This window comes from uncultured Alistipes sp. (assembly GCF_910580175.1).
GTDB lineage: Bacteria > Bacteroidota > Bacteroidia > Bacteroidales > Rikenellaceae > Alistipes.
Map to the genome: position 1 here is coordinate 16096 of NZ_CAJTXD010000002.1, position 19688 is coordinate 35783.

22 protein-coding genes and 1 other RNA gene are annotated in these 19688 nt (G+C 60.4%); 6 read left to right on the top strand and 17 right to left on the bottom strand.

All coding sequences use genetic code 11. From position 1 onward, the window contains the following. Window position 1: 1 nt before the first annotated feature. The 4 genes from QZ298_RS02455 to QZ298_RS02470 are packed head-to-tail and all read right to left on the bottom strand — an operon-like array spanning window position 2 to window position 3170. Window positions 2-337, bottom strand: coding sequence for a 4Fe-4S dicluster domain-containing protein (locus QZ298_RS02455; protein ID WP_296005153.1), 336 nt, complete (start codon window positions 335-337; stop codon window positions 2-4). A gap of 4 nt (window positions 338-341) precedes the next feature. Continuing rightward, complete coding sequence (locus QZ298_RS02460; protein WP_296005154.1) at window positions 342-1340, bottom strand: FAD-dependent oxidoreductase; 999 nt, start codon at window positions 1338-1340, stop codon at window positions 342-344. Window positions 1341-1380: 40 nt separating this feature from the next. Continuing rightward, window positions 1381-2469, bottom strand: coding sequence for a heterodisulfide reductase-related iron-sulfur binding cluster (locus QZ298_RS02465; protein WP_296005155.1), 1089 nt, complete (start codon window positions 2467-2469; stop codon window positions 1381-1383). 2 nt (window positions 2470-2471) lie between these two features. Further along, window positions 2472-3170, bottom strand: coding sequence for a 4Fe-4S dicluster domain-containing protein (locus QZ298_RS02470; RefSeq protein ID WP_296005156.1), 699 nt, complete (start codon window positions 3168-3170; stop codon window positions 2472-2474). Window positions 3171-3338: 168 nt separating this feature from the next. Between QZ298_RS02470 and QZ298_RS02475 the strand changes: the two genes are divergently transcribed. Then, window positions 3339-4223 (top strand): hypothetical protein, encoded by an 885-nt coding sequence (locus QZ298_RS02475; RefSeq protein ID WP_296005157.1) that lies wholly within the window; start codon window positions 3339-3341, stop codon window positions 4221-4223. Window positions 4224-4263: 40 nt separating this feature from the next. Here QZ298_RS02475 and QZ298_RS02480 read toward each other — a convergent pair whose 3' ends face one another. The 4 genes from QZ298_RS02480 to QZ298_RS02495 all read right to left on the bottom strand — a co-directional run bounded on the left by QZ298_RS02480 (window position 4264) and on the right by QZ298_RS02495 (window position 7761). Continuing rightward, window positions 4264-4818 carry a dihydrofolate reductase gene (locus tag QZ298_RS02480; protein ID WP_296005158.1) on the bottom strand — a complete coding sequence of 185 codons (555 nt, stop codon included), beginning with the start codon at window positions 4816-4818 and terminating at the stop codon, window positions 4264-4266. Window positions 4819-4895: 77 nt separating this feature from the next. Next, complete coding sequence (thyA, locus tag QZ298_RS02485; protein ID WP_296005159.1) at window positions 4896-5789, bottom strand: thymidylate synthase; 894 nt, start codon at window positions 5787-5789, stop codon at window positions 4896-4898. Between the two features lie 23 nt (window positions 5790-5812). Next, a complete protein-coding gene (locus QZ298_RS02490; RefSeq protein ID WP_296005160.1) occupies window positions 5813-6592 on the bottom strand; it encodes a UDP-2,3-diacylglucosamine diphosphatase in 780 nt (259 codons plus the stop codon). Window positions 6593-6612: 20 nt separating this feature from the next. Continuing rightward, window positions 6613-7761: a TlpA disulfide reductase family protein gene (locus QZ298_RS02495; RefSeq protein WP_296005161.1), complete on the bottom strand. Its 1149-nt coding sequence runs from the start codon at window positions 7759-7761 to the stop codon at window positions 6613-6615. 370 nt (window positions 7762-8131) lie between these two features. Between QZ298_RS02495 and QZ298_RS02500 the strand changes: the two genes are divergently transcribed. Continuing rightward, window positions 8132-9721 (top strand): PCMD domain-containing protein, encoded by a 1590-nt coding sequence (locus tag QZ298_RS02500; protein ID WP_296005162.1) that lies wholly within the window; start codon window positions 8132-8134, stop codon window positions 9719-9721. Between the two features lie 105 nt (window positions 9722-9826). On the opposite strand, the gene raiA is transcribed toward QZ298_RS02500, so the two are convergent. Then, window positions 9827-10123, bottom strand: a complete 297-nt coding sequence (gene raiA / locus QZ298_RS02505) for a ribosome-associated translation inhibitor RaiA (protein ID WP_296005163.1) — start codon at window positions 10121-10123, stop codon at window positions 9827-9829. A 19-nt stretch (window positions 10124-10142) separates the two neighbouring features. Then, window positions 10143-11048, bottom strand: coding sequence for a tyrosine-type recombinase/integrase (locus QZ298_RS02510; protein WP_296005726.1), 906 nt, complete (start codon window positions 11046-11048; stop codon window positions 10143-10145). A 58-nt stretch (window positions 11049-11106) separates the two neighbouring features. On the opposite strand from QZ298_RS02510, the gene QZ298_RS02515 reads away from it, so the two are divergent. The 4 genes from QZ298_RS02515 (at window position 11107) to QZ298_RS02530 (ending at window position 13301) form a co-directional block, all read left to right on the top strand. Continuing rightward, window positions 11107-11712 (top strand): flavin reductase family protein, encoded by a 606-nt coding sequence (locus QZ298_RS02515; RefSeq protein ID WP_296005728.1) that lies wholly within the window; start codon window positions 11107-11109, stop codon window positions 11710-11712. A 273-nt stretch (window positions 11713-11985) separates the two neighbouring features. Continuing rightward, window positions 11986-12270: a hypothetical protein gene (locus tag QZ298_RS02520; protein WP_296005164.1), complete on the top strand. Its 285-nt coding sequence runs from the start codon at window positions 11986-11988 to the stop codon at window positions 12268-12270. Between the two features lie 90 nt (window positions 12271-12360). Then, window positions 12361-12678 (top strand): hypothetical protein, encoded by a 318-nt coding sequence (locus tag QZ298_RS02525; RefSeq protein ID WP_296005165.1) that lies wholly within the window; start codon window positions 12361-12363, stop codon window positions 12676-12678. Further along, window positions 12675-13301: a hypothetical protein gene (locus QZ298_RS02530; protein ID WP_296005166.1), complete on the top strand. Its 627-nt coding sequence runs from the start codon at window positions 12675-12677 to the stop codon at window positions 13299-13301. Before QZ298_RS02525 ends, QZ298_RS02530 begins: the two co-directional genes overlap by 4 nt. Window positions 13302-13376: 75 nt before the next feature. On the opposite strand, the gene rnpB is transcribed toward QZ298_RS02530, so the two are convergent. The 7 genes from rnpB to QZ298_RS02565 all read right to left on the bottom strand — a co-directional run bounded on the left by rnpB (window position 13377) and on the right by QZ298_RS02565 (window position 19576). Then, window positions 13377-13742, bottom strand: an RNA gene (gene rnpB, locus QZ298_RS02535) — RNase P RNA component class A. Between the two features lie 136 nt (window positions 13743-13878). Next, window positions 13879-14913, bottom strand: coding sequence for a VWA domain-containing protein (locus QZ298_RS02540; protein ID WP_296005167.1), 1035 nt, complete (start codon window positions 14911-14913; stop codon window positions 13879-13881). A gap of 13 nt (window positions 14914-14926) precedes the next feature. Next, a complete protein-coding gene (locus QZ298_RS02545; protein WP_296005168.1) occupies window positions 14927-15919 on the bottom strand; it encodes a VWA domain-containing protein in 993 nt (330 codons plus the stop codon). A 12-nt stretch (window positions 15920-15931) separates the two neighbouring features. Continuing rightward, a complete protein-coding gene (locus QZ298_RS02550) occupies window positions 15932-16699 on the bottom strand; it encodes a tetratricopeptide repeat protein (RefSeq protein WP_296005169.1) in 768 nt (255 codons plus the stop codon). A gap of 10 nt (window positions 16700-16709) precedes the next feature. Beyond that, window positions 16710-17690, bottom strand: coding sequence for a hypothetical protein (locus QZ298_RS02555; protein ID WP_296005170.1), 981 nt, complete (start codon window positions 17688-17690; stop codon window positions 16710-16712). Continuing rightward, the gene (locus QZ298_RS02560) at window positions 17687-18571 is read right to left on the bottom strand and encodes a DUF58 domain-containing protein (RefSeq protein ID WP_296005171.1); all 885 of its coding nucleotides are present in this window, start codon (window positions 18569-18571) and stop codon (window positions 17687-17689) included. The genes QZ298_RS02555 and QZ298_RS02560 overlap by 4 nt, the downstream gene beginning before the upstream one ends. Window positions 18572-18577: 6 nt before the next feature. Further along, the gene (locus tag QZ298_RS02565; RefSeq protein ID WP_296005172.1) at window positions 18578-19576 is read right to left on the bottom strand and encodes an AAA family ATPase; all 999 of its coding nucleotides are present in this window, start codon (window positions 19574-19576) and stop codon (window positions 18578-18580) included. Between the last annotated feature and the right edge of the window lie 112 nt (window positions 19577-19688).

Here is a 19688-nt window from a genome sequence, read left to right on the forward strand (position 1 = left end):
GTCAGAGGTCTCCCAGTTTGTGTTTGATGAGCATTACCACGGCGCGCGTGTTGATGCCGCGCGGGCAGACGAGCCGGCATTTGCCGCACAGCATGCACTTGTTCATCTCTTCGTAGGCGCCCTGGTATTCGCCGCGCCGCACGAGGGTGTGCACCTTGCGGAAGTTGAACTCCGTCAGGTTGCCGGCCGTGCAGACGGCCGTGCAGCTGCCGCATCCGATGCAGGTTTGCAGCTCGGGCATCTCGTGCAGGATTTCGTCGCTTTTGCGCAGGTTGTTGCGGTCGATGTCGATGGCCCGGGGTTTGGAAATCGAATAGCCGAAGTTGATGGCTGCCATACGCTTAATTTTTCAAGTATTCGGCTACGGCATCGGCCGTCGCTGCGGCTTCGTCGAGCGTCTCGCCGATGTTCTTCGGCGAAGTCACGGTGCCGGCGTAGAAGATGCCTTCGACGTTGCTTTCGACGTGGTGCAGGAAGTGGTCGCGCGGGGCCATGAATCCGCTCGGAGCGCGCCGCAGCTCTTCGTTGAGCGTGGCGTTGTCGTCGTTGGCGCGCATGCCCACCAGCAGGACCAGCATGTCGACGCTCATGCGCAGCGGGCGTCCCGTGAGGGTGTCCTCGGCCTTGATCTGCACGCGTCCGTCGATCGTCGGCGCGGCCTCCGAGATGCGTCCGCGGACGAAGTGGACGTTGTATTTTTGCTGCGCTTCGCGGTACATCTCCTCGTAGCCGGGGCCGAACATGCGGATGTCCATGTAGAAGTTGAAGATGTCGGCCTCGGGAAAGAGCTGCTTCAACTCCATCGCTTGCTTGACGCCCGTGATGCAGCACACGCGCGAACAATGTTGCTGGCACACTTTTTCGTCGCGCGATCCGACGCAATGCAGCAGGGCGATGCGCCGCGGTGCCGAGCCGTCGGCCCGTGCGACCCGTTTCTCGTTGAGCATGCGTTCGATGTCGACCGATGTGAAAACGTTGTCGTAGAGTCCGTAGCCGTATTCTTCCTTGATGGCGGCGTCGAAGAGCGTGAAGCCCGAGGCGAGCACCACGGCGTCGCAGGGCAGCGTCGTGCCGTCGGCCAGCGTCACGCTGCGGGGGGCGATGCTGCGGACTTCGGCGCGTGTGCGCACCTCGATTTTTTTCTCCTCGATGCGTCGCTGCAATTCGGCAAGCACTTCTTCGGCGGGCGTGAAGGAGGGGAACAAGGCGTGCCATCCCCGCAGCTTGCCGCCCAGGTTGGCTTCTTTTTCGACGATGAGCGGTTCGATGCCCAGTTCGGAGAGCCGCAGGGCCGTCTGCATGCCTGCTGCGCCGCCGCCTATGATGATCGTTTTTTTCATGCGAGTTTCTTCTATTTCGGTTGCAGTTCCTCCCGGCCTTCTATTCGCGCATGCCGTAGAGGGTTTCGGGCGGACAGCCGTTGACTACCGCCGAATCGGGTTGTCCGATGTATTTGCCGTTGCGGCCCAGGTATTTGGCCGCAGGGTCGTAGTCGATGCCCATCTTGTCGAGCAGAGGTTCGACGTCGACCTGGTGCATCTGCATGCCCAAGGCCCAGGGGTCGTAGCCCAGCACCAGCCCGGCCATCTCCTCGTAGGTAAGCACCGGGATGCCATGACCGTTCTCGCCGTAGGTCGTGCCCTCCATCTCGGCGATGGCATATTGCCATTTGTCGAGGAACATGGCGCAGCCTGGGCAATTGGCCACGATGAAATCGGGCTTGTAGGGGACCATGCTTTCGAGTTTCTTGTGCGAATTGGCGATCGAGTAGCCGCGGTTGGCCTGCACTAAGTAGTTGCGGAATCCGAAGCCGCAGCAGTGGCGCCGCTCGGGGTAGTCGACGCATTGGCCGCCCCACGACTCGATCATGCCGGCCAGCACGTAAGGAAATTCCGAACCGCCGATGCCGGACTTGGGGAAAATCTTGGCGTAGTGGCACCCGATGTGCTCGACTACGTGCAGCGGCTCGCCCGTGAGGCTGTTTACCAACTTGTGTTTGGCCTTGCGGGCGATCTCCTCGCGGAAGTGGAACATGATGTCCGACGTATGGGCCAAGCTGGTCGGCTTGCGGAACTCGCGGCCGGTGGCCTTGAACAAGTTCTCGCGTGTCTTCTCCTCCATTTCGGGGAACTCCTCCCAGGTGGCCAGAATCTCGGTGTAAACGCCGAACGAAGTGATGCACGAAGCTACGAAGTGCTCATAGCCCGCTTCGGTCATCAAGGCGAATTGCCGCGCTACGACGGTCATGATCGTTTCGAGCGGCACGATGTCGGAGTGGTAGCCGATGCCCGTGCAGGACGAGTGTTTGGGGTCGTCCAGCAGGTCGCGGCCCAGGTCGTTTTGCAGAATGTCGATGAACGCCTTCTCGCTGCCCGGGAAAAAGTTCTGGCGGATGCAGCTGCGGGCGTAGTAGTAGCGGTCGTCGGCGATCTGTTTCTGGTATTCTTTCCAGCTGTTGCGGCGGATCATGGTCAATAGTGTTCGTTGCTGTTGTTCAGAAATACGTCCATCATGTATTCTTGGGTTGCGCCGTCGGCGTAGCCCAGTTCGCGGGCTTTGCGGTCGGAGTGCTGCTCGATAGCCTCGAACATCGTCTTGCCTCCGCTTACCTCGAAGATGCGGTCGATCTCGGCGAGCGACTCTTCGTCCAGGCGGCGCAAGGCGCCGGCGCCGTGACGCATGTAGACGGGCGTGAACTGCGGAAAAATATCCTTGTCGTGGTCGAAAATCCACTTCCACACGGTGCCCTGTTCGGGATGCAGTTCGGGTTTGACCAGGCGCGGCACGATGCAATAGCCCGTGCGCAGGATGTTGTCGCCGATGATGCGTTTGAGAGCCAGCTGCTGGCGTCCTTTTTCGCTCTCGGCGAAGAAACCCAGCTTCTGCGAGAGCGTGCGCAGCGCCTGGATCACATAGCCCGGCGTGTTGCCGCGCGGACAGCGGGGCCGGCACGACATGCACTCGCCGCAGTACCAGATGGTGTCGCTCTTGAGGAGCCGTTCGATGGCCTCCTCGTCGCGTGTCTGCACGATCGAGACGATCTGCCGCGGATCGTAGTTGTAGAACTCTGCCGCAGGGCATACGCCCGTGCATACGCCGCAGTTCATGCAGGAGTTGAGTCCCTCGCGGAACCGCACGTCCTCCATGAGCATGTCGAAATATTTTGCCATATCTACGAAAACCTTTGCAGGTGCAAAGGTACTCGTTCCCGGCGGATTGCGGGGTGGTATAAATACCTAAAAATCGACGGCCCGGTATGGAATGCCGGAGATTTCGAGCGCAAACGGTTAATTTTGTGCTCTATATTGTACGACTTGAAGGTCATGAACTTTTGCAAGATGAAACAGGGTGTTTTTAGCTGGATGTCCGGCATGGCGATGCAGTGCATGTTCGTATTTCTCTTTCTTGTGGCGATGCTCGGCAGTGTGCATCTATCGGCTGCGAAGCTGGAGGGGGCAGTAATTGCGGAAACTGCCCGGGCCGATTCCGCGTTCCGGATTCTGCCTCGTCGGGTTGCGCATGTCCGCATCGCGCGATCCGATGGTACGAGTTGCCAGCTCCAATTTGCCTACGATGAGCAGGGGCGCGTGGTGTCGATGCGGAAGAAGGCAGGGAGTCCGGCGGACGGCGGTGCATCGGATGCGAGGGTGCGCGACGTCGCGATCGTTTATACGCCCGATCGGGTAACGGCGGCCGGTGCCGGTCACAGGGTGGTTTGCGGGCTGACCGACGGCCGGGCGGTCACGGTTGTTGAAGCATGGGATGAGACGATGGAGTTTTCTGGCGAAAGTGCCGGAACTTACACCTACGACCGGCACGGATACCTGGCCGGCAGTACCTTTGAGAATGAAAACGTCGAATATGCCGAGTCGTACGCGATGGTCGACGGGGCTTTTGTCGGGATGAGACGCGATGTCGAAGGGCAAGTTCTGCTGGCCGAGTGCGAAAACGATCCCGAACAGCTCAATAACCTGAACATCGACCTTTTCGGGCTGGACGAATTTCTCTTTTATGGCAACTTCTCTTCGGTGCTGCTGTATGGCATCGGCGGCCGACGAGTGCATACGCTGCCGGCGAAGATCGTCTATCGGTGGATGGAAAGCACCGACGCCCCCGAGTATCGTACGTATGAATACGAGATGGCCGGCGAATATATTGCGGCCGTGGAGGTGTGCGACGAACGCGGCGGGTGGACTCGCCTGGATTTTTCCTACGAGCAATAGGGCGGCTGCCCGGTTTCCGATTGTAGAGACTGGGGGTTGCCTATTTCCGTTCGTAGGTTTCGAACGTGAAGGGGTAGGGGTAGTCGGCGCCGCAGGGAAAACTTTCGATGGTAACGAGACGCCAATGTGCCGGATGGAAGTACCCGCCGTTTTTCCCGCTCGGGCGAGACGCGGAGGAAGTCGGTGCGGCGTCCGGTTTGTCGAAGAGCGGCCACCCAGGAAACCGCGTGTCGCCCTCGTAGGGGTGTTCCACGCGCGTGAGGTAGAAGCGGTCGGCCAGCGGGAGCGCCTCGGCGTAGATTTGTGCGCCGCCGATAATGAAAACCTCTTCGCCGGGAGAAAAAAGCGCCAACGCTTCATCGAGCGAATGCACCACCGTACAGCCGGGAATCGCAAGCTCCTGCCGCGTGATGACCACGTTGATACGATTGGGCAGCGGGCGGCCGAGCGATTCGTAGGTCTTGCGGCCCATGACTATGGGGTGGCCTGTCGTCAGCGCCTTGAAATGTAGCAGGTCTTCGCGGATATGCCACAGCAGGGCATTGTTGTTGCCGATCACGCCGTTTTCGGCTACGGCGACTATGATTGAAATCATACGGTTTATTTGTTTCTTGTCCTTGCCGCGTCGTTGCTCGCAATGACGTTGGCGTTTTTGCAATGATGACGCCGGGTTCAGAACGACATCGGGGCCTTGATGGCAGGCCAGGGGTCGTAATTTTCAAGCGTGAAGTCCTCGTAGCGGAAGTCGAAGATCGACTGCACGGCGGGATTGAGCCGCATGACAGGCAAGGGACGCGGGGTGCGGGCGAGCTGTTCGTCGACCTGCTCCATGTGGTCGAGGTAGAGGTGCGTGTCGCCCAGGGTGTGGATGAATTCGCCGGGTTCGAGTCCGCAGACCTGCGCCATCATCTGCGTGAGCAGGGCATAGGAGGCGATGTTGAACGGCACGCCCAGAAAGGTGTCGGCGCTGCGTTGGTAGAGCTGGCACGAGAGACGCCCCTCGGCCACATAGAACTGGAAGAGTACGTGGCACGGCGGCAGGGCCATCTCCTCGATTTCGGCGACATTCCATGCCGAGACGAGGATGCGGCGCGATTCGGGATTTTTTCGGATCAACTCGGCAGCCTGTGCGATCTGGTCGATCGTGCTGCCGTCGGGGCGCGGCCACGAACGCCATTGGTAGCCGTAGACGTGGTTGAGATCGCCATAGCGATAGCCTGCGATCGGCGATTCGGTGCCGGCGGCCGCCAGGAAGGCGTCGCGCTCCAGCGGCCGGATGCCCCGGGCCGTGCACAGTTCGCCGTAGTAGCGGTAGGCGTCGTTGTCCCAGATGTGCACGCCGTTTCCGACCAGATAAGCGATGTTCGTGTCGCCGCGCAAGAACCACAGCAGTTCGTGGATCACTCCTTTGAGAAACACTTTTTTGGTCGTCAGCAGCGGGAATCCCTCGCGCAGGTCGAACCGCATCTGATGGCCGAAGATGCTTTTTGTGCCCGTGCCCGTGCGGTCGCCGCGGACGACGCCTTCGGCCTTGATGCGGCGCAGAAGATCGAGATAGGGTTTCATGTTTTATAGGTCTTCGGCGTTTTTTATCGGTCTTCGGCGTTGCGGTTATCGGTTGCCGGTTCGAACCGTTCGAGGGTCAACTCCCCGTTGTCGTGCAGGACGGCATAGGTCGGGATCTCTTTCCAGCAGCCCAGGTGGACGGTGTGCAGCGCGCCGTCGCGGAAATCGTAGGCGGCGTGCATGTGTCCGAAAATGAAATGGTCGACCGGCCGGCCGGCATGGGCTGCGGCGTAATTGCGGGCATACTCGATCAAGGGGGCATTCATTCGGGCTTCGGGCGTTCCCGAGCTGCGGTGCGACTTGCGCGACTTGCCGCTCCACCAGCGGCCGAAGCGCAAGGCCATGTCGGGATGTATGAACCAGGCGAAGAGCCATCGCAGCATCCGCGACCGGAAGATCCGGTTGAGGAGTTTCAGCATCGGCTTTCCGTCGATCTGCATGTTGTCGCCGTGGGCGATGAAGATGCGCCGGCCGTGGAGCGTCAGGACTTGCGGCGAGGTGTGGACTTCCATGCCGCATTCGCGGGCGAAGTAGTCGCCGACCCACATGTCGTGGTTGCCCGTGAACAGCACCACGCGTATGCCCCGGTCGGTCAGTTCGGCGAGTTTGCCCAATGTGCGGGCGAAGCCCTGAGGCACGACGCGGTTGTATTCGAACCAGAAGTCGAAGATGTCGCCCGCCAGAACGATCGCCTCTGCATCGCGAGCGACCATGTCGAGCCACGCCACGAATTTGCGTTCGATGGCGCGGGCGGCCGTCGGGCTGCCGCTTCCCAGATGGACGTCGGATGCGAAGTAGATCATCGGGATGAGGTTTGCCGGTGCTATCTTTTTGTCAGCTCGTCCAGCTTCTTCTCCAGACTCTTGCCGTAGATGTCTTTGGCGACGATCGTGCCGTTTTTGTCGATCAGGAAGTTGGCCGGGAGCTTGCGGATGTTGTACAGTCCGATGGCCGTCGAGGCCCGGCCGCGCAGGTCGCTGACCGAGATCCAGGGCAGCTGCTGCTCCTGCACGGCTGTGATCCACAGCGGCTTCGAGGAGTCGATCGCCACTTGGTAGACCTCCAGCGGAGTGGGGGCATCGGCATATTTATGGTAGATCGCTTTCAGTTCGGCGTTCAGCGTGTTGCTGTTGCCCAGTTCGACAGACCAGAAGTCGAGCAGTACGACCTTGCCTGTGAGCGACGAGAGGCGGATCTTCTTGCCGTAAATGTCGGTCATCTCCAAATCGGGATAGCTTGTCTCGACGACCTGCGATGCCAAGTTGATGCGGGCGTCCATGCGGGCGATTTCGCCCAGCAGCGGTTGCAGGTAGGGCGACGAAGGGTAGCGTTTCTCGATCTCCTCGGCTACGGTGCGGTAGTAAACCACGTCGCTGTCGCCGTTGGACAGATAGGTGTCGCCCGGCAGACGCTGGTAGAGGGCATAGACGGCGGCCAACGACGATTTGTTCTCGACGATAAACCGCAGCTGCTCGCGCCGGATGCGGAAGTATTCAGCTGTATATTCTTGGTTCAGCGCCTCGCGCTCGGCGTTCGAAAGGCCGGGCCGCGCAAAGCGGGCAGCGATGGCGTCGAGCTGCTGGGCGCCGCCTACATAGGCTTGGTAGAACTGCCGCAGCAACTCCGATTCTTCGGAGCCGTCGACCGTATAGTTGCGCACGACGCTGCCTACGGCATTTACCGTCAGCCGGTCGCCTCCGGCGAGCAGCAGCGGGATGCGTGTACCGTTGTAGAGCAGGTTGTAGAGCGTGGGAGTGGGGGTTGCGTCCTTGAGCAGGAATTCGTAGCCGCCCTCCTTGTCGAGCAGCGCCGAGTCGATGACCGAGGTCGTCAGCGGCGTGACCTGCTCCAGGTAGACGGTCGTCGCCTCGCTGCCGACGAAACGGCCCGAGACGCTTACCTTCGACGAACGGCAGCCGCAGGTCAAGATGGCGGCGGCAAGCAACATGGTGCAAAGCGTCGTTCTGTTCATGATGGATATGTTTGAATAATCACACGGAGCATGGCTTCGAAGCACCGGCGTTTCCCAGGCGGGGTTGTTTCTTGGGGCTGCCGGTGCGATAAGACATGCTGCCACGAATCAAATATACGAAGATTTCGCCGAAATTCGGAATAGTGCAGGGAAATAAAAGTGGGGGTAAGAAAATAGGCCGACATATAAATGATTCAAAATGTGGGTGTTGTTCGAGTATTTCGTTTTTTTCGTGCCGGAGCGTTCGTCGGGCGATCGGCCCTTTCGATTGAAGGATTCGGGCGGTTCGTTGAATTTATTTGCCGATGGCCCGACGGGTTGCTACATTCGCTCCGTCGACAAACAGAATGATGGATTTAAAGCATTGATTATGAAGAAAACAATTGGATGGGTCGCCCTGGCGGCCTTGGCTCTCGGAGCCTTTGTCGGGTGCAACGATACGGACGATGACCGTCTCGCACCCCCCTCCGCGGCCCCTGCGGTAACGCTGGCGAGCGGCGATATCGCTCAAGTGCAGCAACTTGCCGATGTCGGGCGGCTTGTCGTCCGGGTCGAGGCGCCGGGCAGGATCGCCGCGTTCGACATCGCGATCGTCTCGCCGCTGCTCGATGACGAGACTTTGGGTGCGGCCGGGCTGGCTGCGAAAATGAATCTGGCGGAGCCTGCGCCGTCGCAGATCGCGGGTTTCGAGGCGCTCGGATTTCCCTATGGAGATGCCGTCAAAGGACAGACGGCGTTGGATTTCGACCTTTCGGGCGTCATGCCCCTGCTGCGGATGCTGTGCGAGGCGGCCGAGCAGTCGTCGGATCACAATTTTGTGCTGACCGTGACCGATGAAGCGCGTCAGAGCGTCTCCGCTACGTTGAAGCTGCATTATGAATACGAGCCGGTTGCCGTGTCGTTGGTCTATGCCGAAGATGCCGACTTGTGGGCCAACACAGCGACGCTGACGGCCGCCAACCTGCCGCAGGACGCCGCGGTGCAGTATCGGGTCAAGGGCGCGGCGAACTGGAATACGGCCGAAGCGGCCGGCGATGGCGTTTTCCGGATCGCCCCCGAGTGGGAGGTCGGGACGAACGAAGCCGGGCTGAACATACGTACGGTAAAAAACGGTACGGGTGTCTTCGCTGCTTCGACCTACGAGTTCCGGGCTGTGGCGGGTATGGCCGTGCTGGCTTCGGGCGAGTTCGCGACTGCGCCGGGCGATGCGATCCCCAACGGCGACATGTCCGGATGGTCGGGCAAGGAGTATCAAGACTCCGATTCGTCGTGGAGCCTGACCTACCCCAACCCGGCGGGAATGCAATTCTGGGATTGCGGCAACAATCCTTTCCTGGAGAACCCCGAAGCGGGGAACTCCGATCCGTTGTGTTATGAAAACCCCGATGAAAAAGGTACGGCGCTGCTTCAGGGGCGCATGGCGCTGGGGTTCGTTTTTGCGCCGGGCAATCTCTTTACGGGCGATTTCATCTTTGCCGGCATGGGCGGTACGGTGGCGTTCGGCAAGCCTTACGGCTGGACAGCACGGCCCCGGGCGCTGAAAGTGCGCTATAAAGCACAGGTGGGGGCGATCGACAAGGCGGGCAGCAACGACCCCGAGGGAGAGACCTGGAAAGGAAAGCAGGACCGCTCGCAGATTTATGCGGCGATCGTCGACTGGACGAAGCAGCATGAAGTGACTTCGGGCATGCAGGCTCCCACGGGTATGTGGAACCCGGCAGCGACGGCAAGCGTCGACGAAGGCCCGATCCTGGCCTATGGCGAAAAGATCATCGTCGAGAGCAGCAGCGAATGGGTCGAGTGCGTGATCCCGCTGCAATGGTATGCCGACGCCGAAGCGAAACCCGCGGCGAATAATTACTCGCTTGTGATTTCTTGTGCTACGAGCATGCGCGGCGACTATCTGACCGGCTGTTCTACCAATACGATGGGGGTCGACGATTTCGAGTGGGTATATTAAGGCGGATTCGCAAAGACCGGTTTGCGGCGGCGGACATGACGCGCTGCGGCAACCGGGAAATCGTAACGAAACGGCCGCCCTTCGAAAGGCGGCCGTTTTGTCCGGTTACTTCTCGGCTTTCGCCTTGAACTTGTCGAGTTGGTGTTTCAGCGCGTCGATCGCTTCGTCGACCGCCTCCTCGAATGTTTTGGCTTGGTGGGCGGCTACCAACTCTTCGCCCGGCATGTGCAGTGTGATGGTAGCGTTCTTGTTCCCTTTTTCGTGGTCTTTATCGAGTTTGAGAATCACCTCGGCGCCGGTCGAGCGTTCCGCAAAACGGTCCAACTTCGCCATCTTGGCGTTCACGAATTCGACCAGCCGCTTGTCGGCGTCGAATTTTACGGATTGAATCTGCACGTTCATAGCCTTGATATTTAATGTTTTACTTCTTCCCCTGCTTCTCCCGGGGATGGGCTTTGGCATAGATTTCCTTGAGTCGGGCAATGCTGTTGTGCGTGTAGACCTGGGTGGCTTGCAGCGAAGCGTGGCCCAGAAGTTCCTGTATTTCGCGCATATCGGCGCCGCCGTTCATCAGGTGCGTCGCGAAAGTGTGCCGCAACACATGGGGACTTTTCTTGCCCTGGACGCCGGCCCGCGCCAACTCCGCCTGCACGATGCGGTAGACCGTGCTGCGGGCGATGCGTTTGCCTCGATGTGTTAAAAATAGCGCTTTTTCCTCGCAATTGCAAATTTTTTGCCGCTCGATCATCGAAAGGTAGTGCAGAATCTTTTCTCGCACTTCGTCGAGGATGGGCACCAGGCGCTCCTTATCGCCTTTGCCGTGTACGCGCAGCGAGGTACACTCGGCCGACAGGTCGCCGCGGTCGATGCCCACGAGTTCGGCCAGCCGCAGCCCGCACGAATAGAACAGCAGTACGATCAGCGAGTTGCGCTCCGTGATGAAGTGTTCGCTGTCGAAACTGCACTCGTTCACGATGGTCGACATGCGGCTTTCGGGTACGAAAGCCGGGAGACGGCGCGAAGTCTTGAGCGAGGTCAACGGACGCAGGATGTCTTTGTCGATGGCGCCCGTGCGGTGGAGCCAGCGGAAGAACGCCCGCACCGACGACAGCTCGCGGTTCATCGATGCGGCGCCTATCTTGCCCTCTTCGGTGCGGAAGATGATCCATTCGCGGATCTGCGCCGTGGTAACTTCCCGCGGATCGAAGCGGGCTTCGTCGGTGCCGAGCCATGCCAGAAACTCCTCCACGTCATGGCGGTAGTTGCGCACGGTAAGAGGCGAAAAACGGCGTTCGGCCTCGATGTAGCGGATGAAATCGGCAAGCATGGGGCAAATATAGCGAATTTTCACTACCTTTGTCCATAATGTTTGGATCATGGCTGTTTTGAAAGAATCTTGGAAACCCGGTACGGTGCTTTATCCGCTGCCAGCTGTATTGGTAAGTTGCGGCGCCGCGCCCGAAGAATACAACATGCTGACCGTCTCTTGGACGGGCACGATCTGTTCCGATCCGCCGATGTGCTACATCTCGGTGCGGCCCGAGCGCCACTCCTACGGGATCATCCGACGCACGGGCGAATTCGTCATCAATCTCACGACCGAGCGGCTGGCCCGCGCTGCGGACTGGTGCGGCGTGCGTTCGGGCCGCGACTGCGACAAGTTCCGCGAAATGGGTCTGACGCCTGCACCGGCGCTGCATGTGGCGGCGCCCATCATCGAGGAGTCGCCCGTCAACATCGAGTGCCGCGTGCAGCAGGTGGTGCCGCTCGGATCGCACGACATGTTCATCGCCGAAGTCGTGGGCGTACAGGCCGACAACGCCTATATCGATCCGCAGTCGGGGCGTTTTTGTCTGGAGCGCGCCTGCCCGATCGTCTATTCCCACGGTCAGTATTTCGCTCTGGGGCAGGCGCTGGGCCATTTCGGCTGGTCGGTGCGCAAGAAGAAACCTGCCGGCGAAACGGCTGCGAAACCCGTCGTGGAAAAATAGCGCCGCAGGCTCTTGTACGGCGCCTTGTTCGTGACCCCGAAAAAATTTTCGGGGTTTTTCTTGACATCGCCTTTTTCAGATCGTATATTTGTGCGGCGGACGATGCCGGTCGTTTTTGGTTGAGCGACGTCGGTCGCTTCTTTTTTTGTGGGCGCATTTTTTAGCGCCGCGGCCCGGAGTTCTTCCGTGGCTCTTGCCGATCGGATCGATCGATTTTTTCGCTGTGCGAAACGGGTGTTTCGCGGTATTGTCGATGCCTCTTTCTTTTTCTCTATGGCAGATTTTCCCTCCGAAGGCCGCAAGGTCTTTTCGCCGCGTCGTGTGCGGGTGCAAAAACGGAATCGGGCGGTGGCGGCTCGCTATTATTATTGGGCCGAGCTGTACCGGCGGCGCGAAGACGACGTGCGCAGGCTCTTGTGCGACAACGAATTTTTTGTCGAGGAGCGCACGATCGCCAATGCACTGGCCGACCAGAACGACTATCTGGCCGCGCTGATCCGCGACCGGGTGTCGCGTCGTGAGCTGCGGCGTCTTTATCCTGGTTTCGACTGGCGGTAGGGCTGGTGTTGCGGAGTGCGGGCACGAGCCGCCCCGCTGCGGGCGTTGCGTTCTGCGACGCTGCGATGACAACTTTCTTTAATACATTTTATGATGACCGATTTTTCATGGTTGGGCGATCTGTTCGCGTTCGCTTTGCCGGGCGGATTTTTGGGCGCTGTGGCGTCGTGGGCGGTCGGGCGCCGCAAGCGGGACAACGATTTTCTGTGCGAGATGCAGCGCTCGATCGATTTGTTGAGCGAGAAATACAACCAAGTGTTGCAGGAGAACGTGGCTTTGCGGCAGGAGAAAGCCCAATGGCAAGTCGCGCAGCAGGAGCTGCTGGCCAAGGTCGACCGGCTGACGCGCGAGGTCGAGAGCCTGCGCCGCAATTTCCGCACATCCATCCTAAACAAAAAATACGTATGATGATGAATCCTTGGTTTTTGATGCGCATGGGCGCGGCCGGATTGTCGGCGGCGCTGTTTGTGGCGTGCGCGGCTTCGCGAAGCCGGTCGCAGCACGATTTTCAAGCGCGGCACAGCGCCGTTGCCGTAGAGCGGATGCAGGAGATGCAGCGTTGCGATACGCTTCGCTCGCTGTGCCGGAGTCGGGAGACAATGTCGGTGTGCGAAAGTCGGATCGAAACCTGCGATACCGTTGCAGCGGCGCGGGCGGTGCTCGTCGTGCCGCTGGCAGGCGTTCATGCCTTGCCTCCTGGTGCCGGATTCGCTGTGCGCGAGGGGCGGCTTTCGGTTTCGGCCCAGCGGCGGGGCGATACGTTGGTCGTCGAGGCGCGGAGCGACAGCATGTTGCGGGCGGTAACGCGGGTCGAACGTCGGGAGATTTTCAGCCGCCGGAAGTGCGATTCGACCGTTTCGGCGGGGCATGTCGGGCAGACTGTATATGCGGCGGACAGCGCGGCTTCAGCGGCGGTGCGGGCCGAGGCTGCGACGACCCGTGTCGTGCGGCCTTTCCGCTGGGGCGTGTGGCTGGCAGTCGGCGCGGCGGCGGGGGTGCTGCTGTTCGTGCTGCTGCGCCGCCGCAGGTAAAAAACAGGATTGCTGTTTCCGTTCGTTCGGCATTCGAAAAAGGAAGCCGCTGCTTGAAAAGCAGCGGCTTCGCCTGTGTTCGCAGGCCCTGTAAGCCGGGTTCTGTGCCCGGGAGCGATCCCGGGTCTCCGTCATTTATCTACGACGGCAGTCGCCTGCCGCCTCCAGCAACCTACCCCCCGACATCGGACGAGCAACCCTTCACTGTCGGTATACATGGTCTTGCAACCCGCGGGACGTACGGCCGGGCGGCATCGCTGCCCCCGCGGTAGGCTCTTACCCCACCTTTTCACCCTTACCGGCCGGTAACCCGGCAGGCGGTCGTTCTCTGTTACGCTACCATGCCCTCACGGACATCAAGTCGTTAGCTTGCGCGGCACTCTTCGTTGCCCGGACTTTCCTCTCCCGGCTTGCGCCGGCAGCGACGGAGCGGGCCTGCGGTGCAAAATTAAGAATTAAAAATGAAAAACGAACTTTTCGTCGCGGAATCCGCCTGCGGAGCGGCCGCGCCGGGTCGGCAAAACCGGAAAGGATCGGAACGGGCCGAGGATGGCCGTGCGTGCGGCCGGGCCGGTCGTCATGCGTCCGCTTTTTCGTCGAAGATGTTGAATCGCGCCAGCAGCGGATTGCGGCGGTCGAGCAGGAGAAATTCGACGAGCAGCAGCACCAGTGCGGCTACAAGAAGATATTGGTATTGCTCGTTATATTCTTCGAAACGGACGGTCGACTGCTCGGTTTGCTCCATATCGTTGATGCTTTTCACGATTTCGTCCAGCCCGATCGACTGTTTCGACGAACGCACGTAGGCTCCGCCGGTAAGGTCGGCGATTTCGGACAACATCTTCTCGTTGAGTTTCGAGACCACCATGTCGCCTTTCTCGTCCTGTACGAATTCGCCGCCGATGCGGATCGGAGCGCCTTCGGGCGTGCCGATGCCGATGGTATAGATGCGGATGCCCATGTCGGCCGCACGCCGGGCCACGGCCAGCGCGTCGTCTTCGTGGTTCTCGCCGTCGGTAATGAGGATGATCGCCCGGCTGCGAGGTTCCTCGCTCTGATCGGAGAACGCCAGCAGCGCCTGCTCCAGCGCCTTGCCCACGGCCGTGCCCTGCACCGGCACGAGCGACGGATCGATGCGGCGGGCGAATGCCTTGGCCATGCGGTGGTCCGAGGTAATGGGCAGCTGTACCTTGGGTTCGCCGGCAAAAACGACCAGCCCCACGCGGTCTTGCTTCAACCCGTCGAAAAGTTTGTTGATCGCATATTTGGTGCGTTCGAGCCGGCTGGGTTCGAAGTCTTCGGCCAGCATCGAGTTGGAGACGTCGACGACCAGCATCATTTCGACGCCCTGCGACTTCTCTTCGCGGAGTTTCGAGCCGAACTGCGGGCGGGCGGCAGCCAGGGCAAGCAGGGAGAATGCAGAGCAAAAAATAGTGAATTTCAGCACTTTGCGTCCAGCCGACACCTCGGGCATCAGTTCGCGGATCGTCGCTTCGCAGCCGAAACGGGCCAGGCGGAGCCGGCGGCTGCGGGCCGCCGCCCAGAAAAGCAGGACGAATGCCGGCACGGCGGCCAGCAACCAGAGGTATTGGGGATTGGCGAATCGGAACATGGCGAGCGGATTTTTACGGGATGCGTTTCAGAGCGAGCGTGGCGAGCAGGAATTCGGCCGCCAGCAAGGCGATGGCCGCCAATACCCAGTTGAGGAAAAGTTCGTGGTAGGCGATATGCTCGGTCACTTCGACCTTGCTTTTCTCCAGCCGGTTGATTTGGTCGTAGATCGCTTGGAGTTTGGCTTTGTCCGTGGCGCGGAAGTATTGCCCGCCCGTCTGTTCGGCGATCGCGCGGAGGGTTTTTTCGTCGATCTCGACCTTGGCCATCACCGTGCCGCCGGTGGGGGTGCCGTAGATGTCTACGGCAGGGTAGGGGGCCATGCCCTGGGTGCCCACGCCGATGGTGTAGACGCGGATGCCCTGCGCCTTGGCGATTTCGGCTGCTGTGAGCGGGGCGATTTCGCCGCGGTTGTTCACGCCGTCGGTCAGCAGAATGACCACCTTCGACTTGGCTTCGCTTTCGCGCAGGCGGTTGATCGCCGTAGCCAGGCCGTTGCCGATGGCCGTGCCGTCTTCGATCACGCCGCTGCGGATACGAGCCAGGAGGGTCTGGAGGGTTGCCTGGTCGGTGGTCAGGGGACTTTGCGTGAAGGCTTCGCCGGCGAAGACCGCCAGTCCGATGCGGTCGCCGTAGCGGTCGGCGATGAAGGATGCGGCCACCTCCTTGGCGGCCGTGATGCGGTCGGGCTTGAAGTCGCGGGCGAGCATCGAGCCGGAGACGTCGATGGCCAGCATGATGTCGATACCTTCGGTCGAGGTGTGCGAGAACCGCTCGGCGTCCTGCGGCCGGGCCACTGCGACGATCGACAGCGCGAAAGCCGCGGCGCGCAGGGCGAAAGGCAGGTGGCGCAGGTAGTAGCGGATCGTCTTCGGCGCCTGGGCCATGCCGTCGGTGGTCGGAATGCGGATCGCCGCGCTGCCCTGAAGCGTCCGCCAGACGTAGTAGCCCGTCATGGGCAGCAGCAACAGCAGCAACCAAAGGTAATATGGAGAATGAAAAGTCATAGGGTTTCGATGTTACCAGTTCTTTTTTCCTCGTACGATGACGCCTTGTTTTTCTTTGAGCTTGTCCTGGGTTTTGTCTTCCTGGGCTTGGATGGCGTCGAGCATCTGTTGCTGTTCCTGCTCGGAGATGCCCGCAGGGAGGGGCTGCGGCTGTCCGTCGTCCTCCTGCCCGTCGTCCGGCTGTGCGGGGTCTTGCCCTCCTTCCGGAGATTGGGACTCTTCGTTGTTATTTTGATTTTGTTCGCTGTCGTTCTGGTTCTGTTGGCTCTCTTCGGAGTCTTGGTTCTGATTCTGTTCGTCTTGGTTCTGTTGTTGGTCGTTGCCTCCTCCGCCTTGTTGATCTTGGTTCTGCTCCAGCAGTTTTTTCGTGTAGGCGTAGTTGTATTTGGCCTCCATGTCCGCCGGATTGAGCAGCAATGAGCGGCGGTAGCTTTCCAGAGCCTCCTTGTATTTCTGTTGCTTGAATTGCGCGTTGCCCAGGTTGTAGAACGTTTCGGCCCGTTCGGCATCGGTACGCAGCGTGTCGGCCGCCGCGCGGCTTATCGTCTGCTCGGCCTTGTCGAACATTTCGGCCTTGTAGAGCGCGTTGCCCAGGTCGTAGGTCGCCTCGAACGACTCCGGGGCATGACCCAGCGCCCGCGTGTAGCGCTCGATCGCCGTTTTGTAGTCGCCTTTGTTGTAGTGCCGGTTGCCTTTGCGCACCTCGCTGCGTTCAGGCATGCGCTGGGCATGCGCCCCGAGGGTCGCCAGCATGAAAAACAGATAGATGAACCGATACATCGTCAGATTCTTAGTTTTGCGTATTGGCTGGTTCGACATCGCTTTCTTCCGCCTGTTCGGTGGCGGGTTTGGTCTCCTCGACGAAATAGTAGGCCTTCAGATAGGCGTTTTCGTTGGTCTCGGCTTCGGGTGTCGCCTTGGCGAACTTTACCAGGTCGCCGTCGCGCAGGATTGCCGTCAAGTCCATGCGGGCCTTGTCGGGGAGTTCCAGCGGCCGCAGGGCGTCGATGATTTCGTCGGTCGTCATCTCCATGGCACCCACTTCCCAGCGGCGGGAGATGTAGGTGCGCAGAATATCCGTGAGGGCCGAATAGTATTGTTTGTGGCGGTTGTTCTGCCAAAGTTTCTGGTGGTGGAGCGTCTCCAAGGCTCGGATGGCCTCCACATGGGGAGGCAGCGGCGGAGTCGGGCGGAAGAGACCGCCCAGTGTGGCGCCGCGCTTCTTCAGATAGCGGAGCGCCGCCCAGACCGCCGCGGCCAATAGTGCCGCAGCCAGCAGGCTCCAGCCTATGTAGCCGCTGATTTCGCCCATGCGCAGCGGCAGCGTACGCTGGGGCTTGAGGTCGTAGATCGAGTGCGACGCGGAGTCGATTTCGAATGTCGCCACCTCCAGCCGCAGGGTTGCTTCCGATTGCAGCGTGTCGACGATGTTCTTGTCGGCATAGAGCACCTGGGCGCGGCCCAACTCGTAGCGTCCCTCCTGGAATGCAGCCAGGCGGTAGCGCTTGCGCAGCTTCAGCCGCCGGCCCTCGCGCAGCAGCGTGTCCACCGGGGCGCTTTCGATGAGTTCGAGGTTGCGGTTGCCCTTGTCGGGATCGAAAACCGGGAACTCCACGACCTGCACCAGGTCTTTTTCGACCTCGATGATGTAGTCGAAGCGGTCGCCGATCAGGATGCTGTCCGGCTCGATGCGCGCCGTGACGACGGGGCGTTCCTGTGCCCGGGTTGCAGCGGCGCCCAGCAGCAGGCCGAGGATCAAGAGTCGTTTCATCGTTGTCTGAAGAGTTTTATGAGTTCGGCCACATAGTCGCCGGCGGTCGAGACCGTCGCCGTGTCGATGCGGTGGCGGCGCAGCAGTTCCTCGATGGCTTCGGAACGTTCTTGCCAGAGGCGTGCGTAGTGGTCGCGCACGGCCTGCGAGGAGGTGTCGAGCCAGATTTTGGCGCCGGTTTCAGCGTCTTGCAGTTCGACGATTCCCACGTCGGGGAGTGCTTGTTCGCGCGGATCGGAGACCCGGATGCCTACCAGATCGTGCTTGCTGCCGGCGATTTTCAGGGCATCTTCCAGCGCCGTGCGGTCGTGCGCCGGGTCGAGGAAGTCGGAGAGGATGAAAGTCGTGCAGCGTTTTTTGTTGACGTTGGTCAGCAGCCGCAGCGGTTCGGAGAGTTTCGTGCCCTGCGATTCGGGTCGAAAGCCCACCAGCTCGCGGATGATCGCCAGGATGTGGCTGCGCCCTTTCTTGGGCGGGATGAACTTCTCCACCCGATCCGAGAAGAAGATGCAGCCCACCTTGTCGTTGTTCTGCGCCGCCGAGAATGCCAGCACGGCTGCGATTTCGGTAATGATGTTCTTCTTGAGCCGGTCGGTCGTGCCGAAGAGCCGCGAAGCGGAGACGTCTACCAGAAGCATCATCGTCAGCTCGCGCTCCTCTTCGTAGACCTTGATGTGGGGCTTGCGCGAGCGGGCCGTCACGTTCCAGTCGATGTCGCGCACGTCGTCGCCGGCGCGGTATTCCCTCACTTCGGAAAACGACATGCCCCGGCCGCGGAACGCCGTATGATACTTGCCCGCGAAGATCTCGTTGGATAGACCGCGGGTCTTGATCTCGATCTTGCGGACGCGTTTCAGAATATCGTTCTCGTTCTCCTGCATGGCCGGTTAAGGTACGATTACGTTGTTGAGGATGTCTGTGATGATCTCTTCCGAGGTAATGTTTTCGGCCTCGGCCTCGTAGGTCAGCCCGATGCGATGGCGCAGCACGTCGTGGCACACGGCGCGCACGTCTTCGGGGATCACGTAGCCGCGGCGGCGGATGAAAGCGTAGGCGCGGGCCGCCTTGGCCAGCGAGATCGATGCACGGGGCGAGCCGCCGTAGGCGATCAGGTTCTGGAGCTTGCCCAGGTTGTATTCGCCCGGCTCGCGGGTGGCGAAGATGATGTCGATGATGTATTTCTCGATCTTCTCGTCCATGTAGACATCCTCGACCACCTTGCGGGCCTTGACGATGTCTTCGGGCGAGACCACCTTGTTTACTTCCGGCATGCCGGCGCCCGAAAGGTTCATCCGCACGATGTCGCGCTCCTCCTGTTTGTTAGGGTAGGAGATCTTGGCTTTGAGCATGAAACGGTCGACTTGCGCCTCGGGCAGCGGGTAGGTGCCCTCTTGCTCCAGGGGGTTCTGCGTGGCCAGCACCAGGAAGGGCTGCGGCAGGGGGTAGGTCTCCTCGCCGATGGTTACCTGCCGCTCCTGCATCGCTTCGAGCAGGGCCGACTGCACCTTGGCCGGCGAACGGTTGATTTCGTCGGCCAGCACGAAGTTGGCGAAGATCGGCCCCTTGCGGACGACGAAATCCTCGTTCTTCTGCGAGTAGATCAGCGTGCCCAGCAGGTCGGCCGGCAGCAGGTCGGGCGTGAACTGGATGCGCGAGAAGCAGGCGTCGACGGCCTTGGCCAGCGTGGTAATGGCCAGTGTCTTGGCCAGACCCGGCACGCCTTCGAGCAGGATGTGGCCGTTGGAGAGCAGGCCGATCAGCAGGGTGTCGACCAGGTGGCCCTGACCCACGATGACCTTGCCCATTTCGCTGCGCAGCGTGTCGACGAAGATCGATTCGCGCTCGATGCGTTCGTTGAGTTCCTTGATGTTGATGACTTCGCTCATAGTGTATGCTTGTTTCTTTACGTTGTTTGCACTTCGGGTTTAGGGCCGGCCGTCGCGGAGCGTCCGGCATGTGCTGCCGCCTCGTTGTTCTTTAACGTTCGGAACACAAAGA

What these genes read in the sequence shown, in the direction of transcription:
- QZ298_RS02455 (WP_296005153.1), bottom strand. Translation starts at nt 337, where the DNA reads ATGGCAGCCATCAACTTCGGCTATTCGATTTCCAAACCCCGGGCCATC.
- QZ298_RS02460 (WP_296005154.1), bottom strand. Translation starts at nt 1,340, where the DNA reads ATGAAAAAAACGATCATCATAGGCGGCGGCGCAGCAGGCATGCAGACG.
- QZ298_RS02465 (WP_296005155.1), bottom strand. Translation starts at nt 2,469, where the DNA reads ATGATCCGCCGCAACAGCTGGAAAGAATACCAGAAACAGATCGCCGAC.
- QZ298_RS02470 (WP_296005156.1), bottom strand. Translation starts at nt 3,170, where the DNA reads ATGGCAAAATATTTCGACATGCTCATGGAGGACGTGCGGTTCCGCGAG.
- QZ298_RS02475 (WP_296005157.1), top strand. Translation starts at nt 3,339, where the DNA reads ATGAAACAGGGTGTTTTTAGCTGGATGTCCGGCATGGCGATGCAGTGC.
- QZ298_RS02480 (WP_296005158.1), bottom strand. Translation starts at nt 4,818, where the DNA reads ATGATTTCAATCATAGTCGCCGTAGCCGAAAACGGCGTGATCGGCAAC.
- thyA (WP_296005159.1), bottom strand. Translation starts at nt 5,789, where the DNA reads ATGAAACCCTATCTCGATCTTCTGCGCCGCATCAAGGCCGAAGGCGTC.
- QZ298_RS02490 (WP_296005160.1), bottom strand. Translation starts at nt 6,592, where the DNA reads ATGATCTACTTCGCATCCGACGTCCATCTGGGAAGCGGCAGCCCGACG.
- QZ298_RS02495 (WP_296005161.1), bottom strand. Translation starts at nt 7,761, where the DNA reads ATGAACAGAACGACGCTTTGCACCATGTTGCTTGCCGCCGCCATCTTG.
- QZ298_RS02500 (WP_296005162.1), top strand. Translation starts at nt 8,132, where the DNA reads ATGAAGAAAACAATTGGATGGGTCGCCCTGGCGGCCTTGGCTCTCGGA.
- raiA (WP_296005163.1), bottom strand. Translation starts at nt 10,123, where the DNA reads ATGAACGTGCAGATTCAATCCGTAAAATTCGACGCCGACAAGCGGCTG.
- QZ298_RS02510 (WP_296005726.1), bottom strand. Translation starts at nt 11,048, where the DNA reads ATGCTTGCCGATTTCATCCGCTACATCGAGGCCGAACGCCGTTTTTCG.
- QZ298_RS02520 (WP_296005164.1), top strand. Translation starts at nt 11,986, where the DNA reads ATGGCAGATTTTCCCTCCGAAGGCCGCAAGGTCTTTTCGCCGCGTCGT.
- QZ298_RS02525 (WP_296005165.1), top strand. Translation starts at nt 12,361, where the DNA reads ATGATGACCGATTTTTCATGGTTGGGCGATCTGTTCGCGTTCGCTTTG.
- QZ298_RS02530 (WP_296005166.1), top strand. Translation starts at nt 12,675, where the DNA reads ATGATGATGAATCCTTGGTTTTTGATGCGCATGGGCGCGGCCGGATTG.
- QZ298_RS02540 (WP_296005167.1), bottom strand. Translation starts at nt 14,913, where the DNA reads ATGTTCCGATTCGCCAATCCCCAATACCTCTGGTTGCTGGCCGCCGTG.
- QZ298_RS02545 (WP_296005168.1), bottom strand. Translation starts at nt 15,919, where the DNA reads ATGACTTTTCATTCTCCATATTACCTTTGGTTGCTGCTGTTGCTGCTG.
- QZ298_RS02550 (WP_296005169.1), bottom strand. Translation starts at nt 16,699, where the DNA reads ATGTATCGGTTCATCTATCTGTTTTTCATGCTGGCGACCCTCGGGGCG.
- QZ298_RS02555 (WP_296005170.1), bottom strand. Translation starts at nt 17,690, where the DNA reads ATGAAACGACTCTTGATCCTCGGCCTGCTGCTGGGCGCCGCTGCAACC.
- QZ298_RS02560 (WP_296005171.1), bottom strand. Translation starts at nt 18,571, where the DNA reads ATGCAGGAGAACGAGAACGATATTCTGAAACGCGTCCGCAAGATCGAG.
- QZ298_RS02565 (WP_296005172.1), bottom strand. Translation starts at nt 19,576, where the DNA reads ATGAGCGAAGTCATCAACATCAAGGAACTCAACGAACGCATCGAGCGC.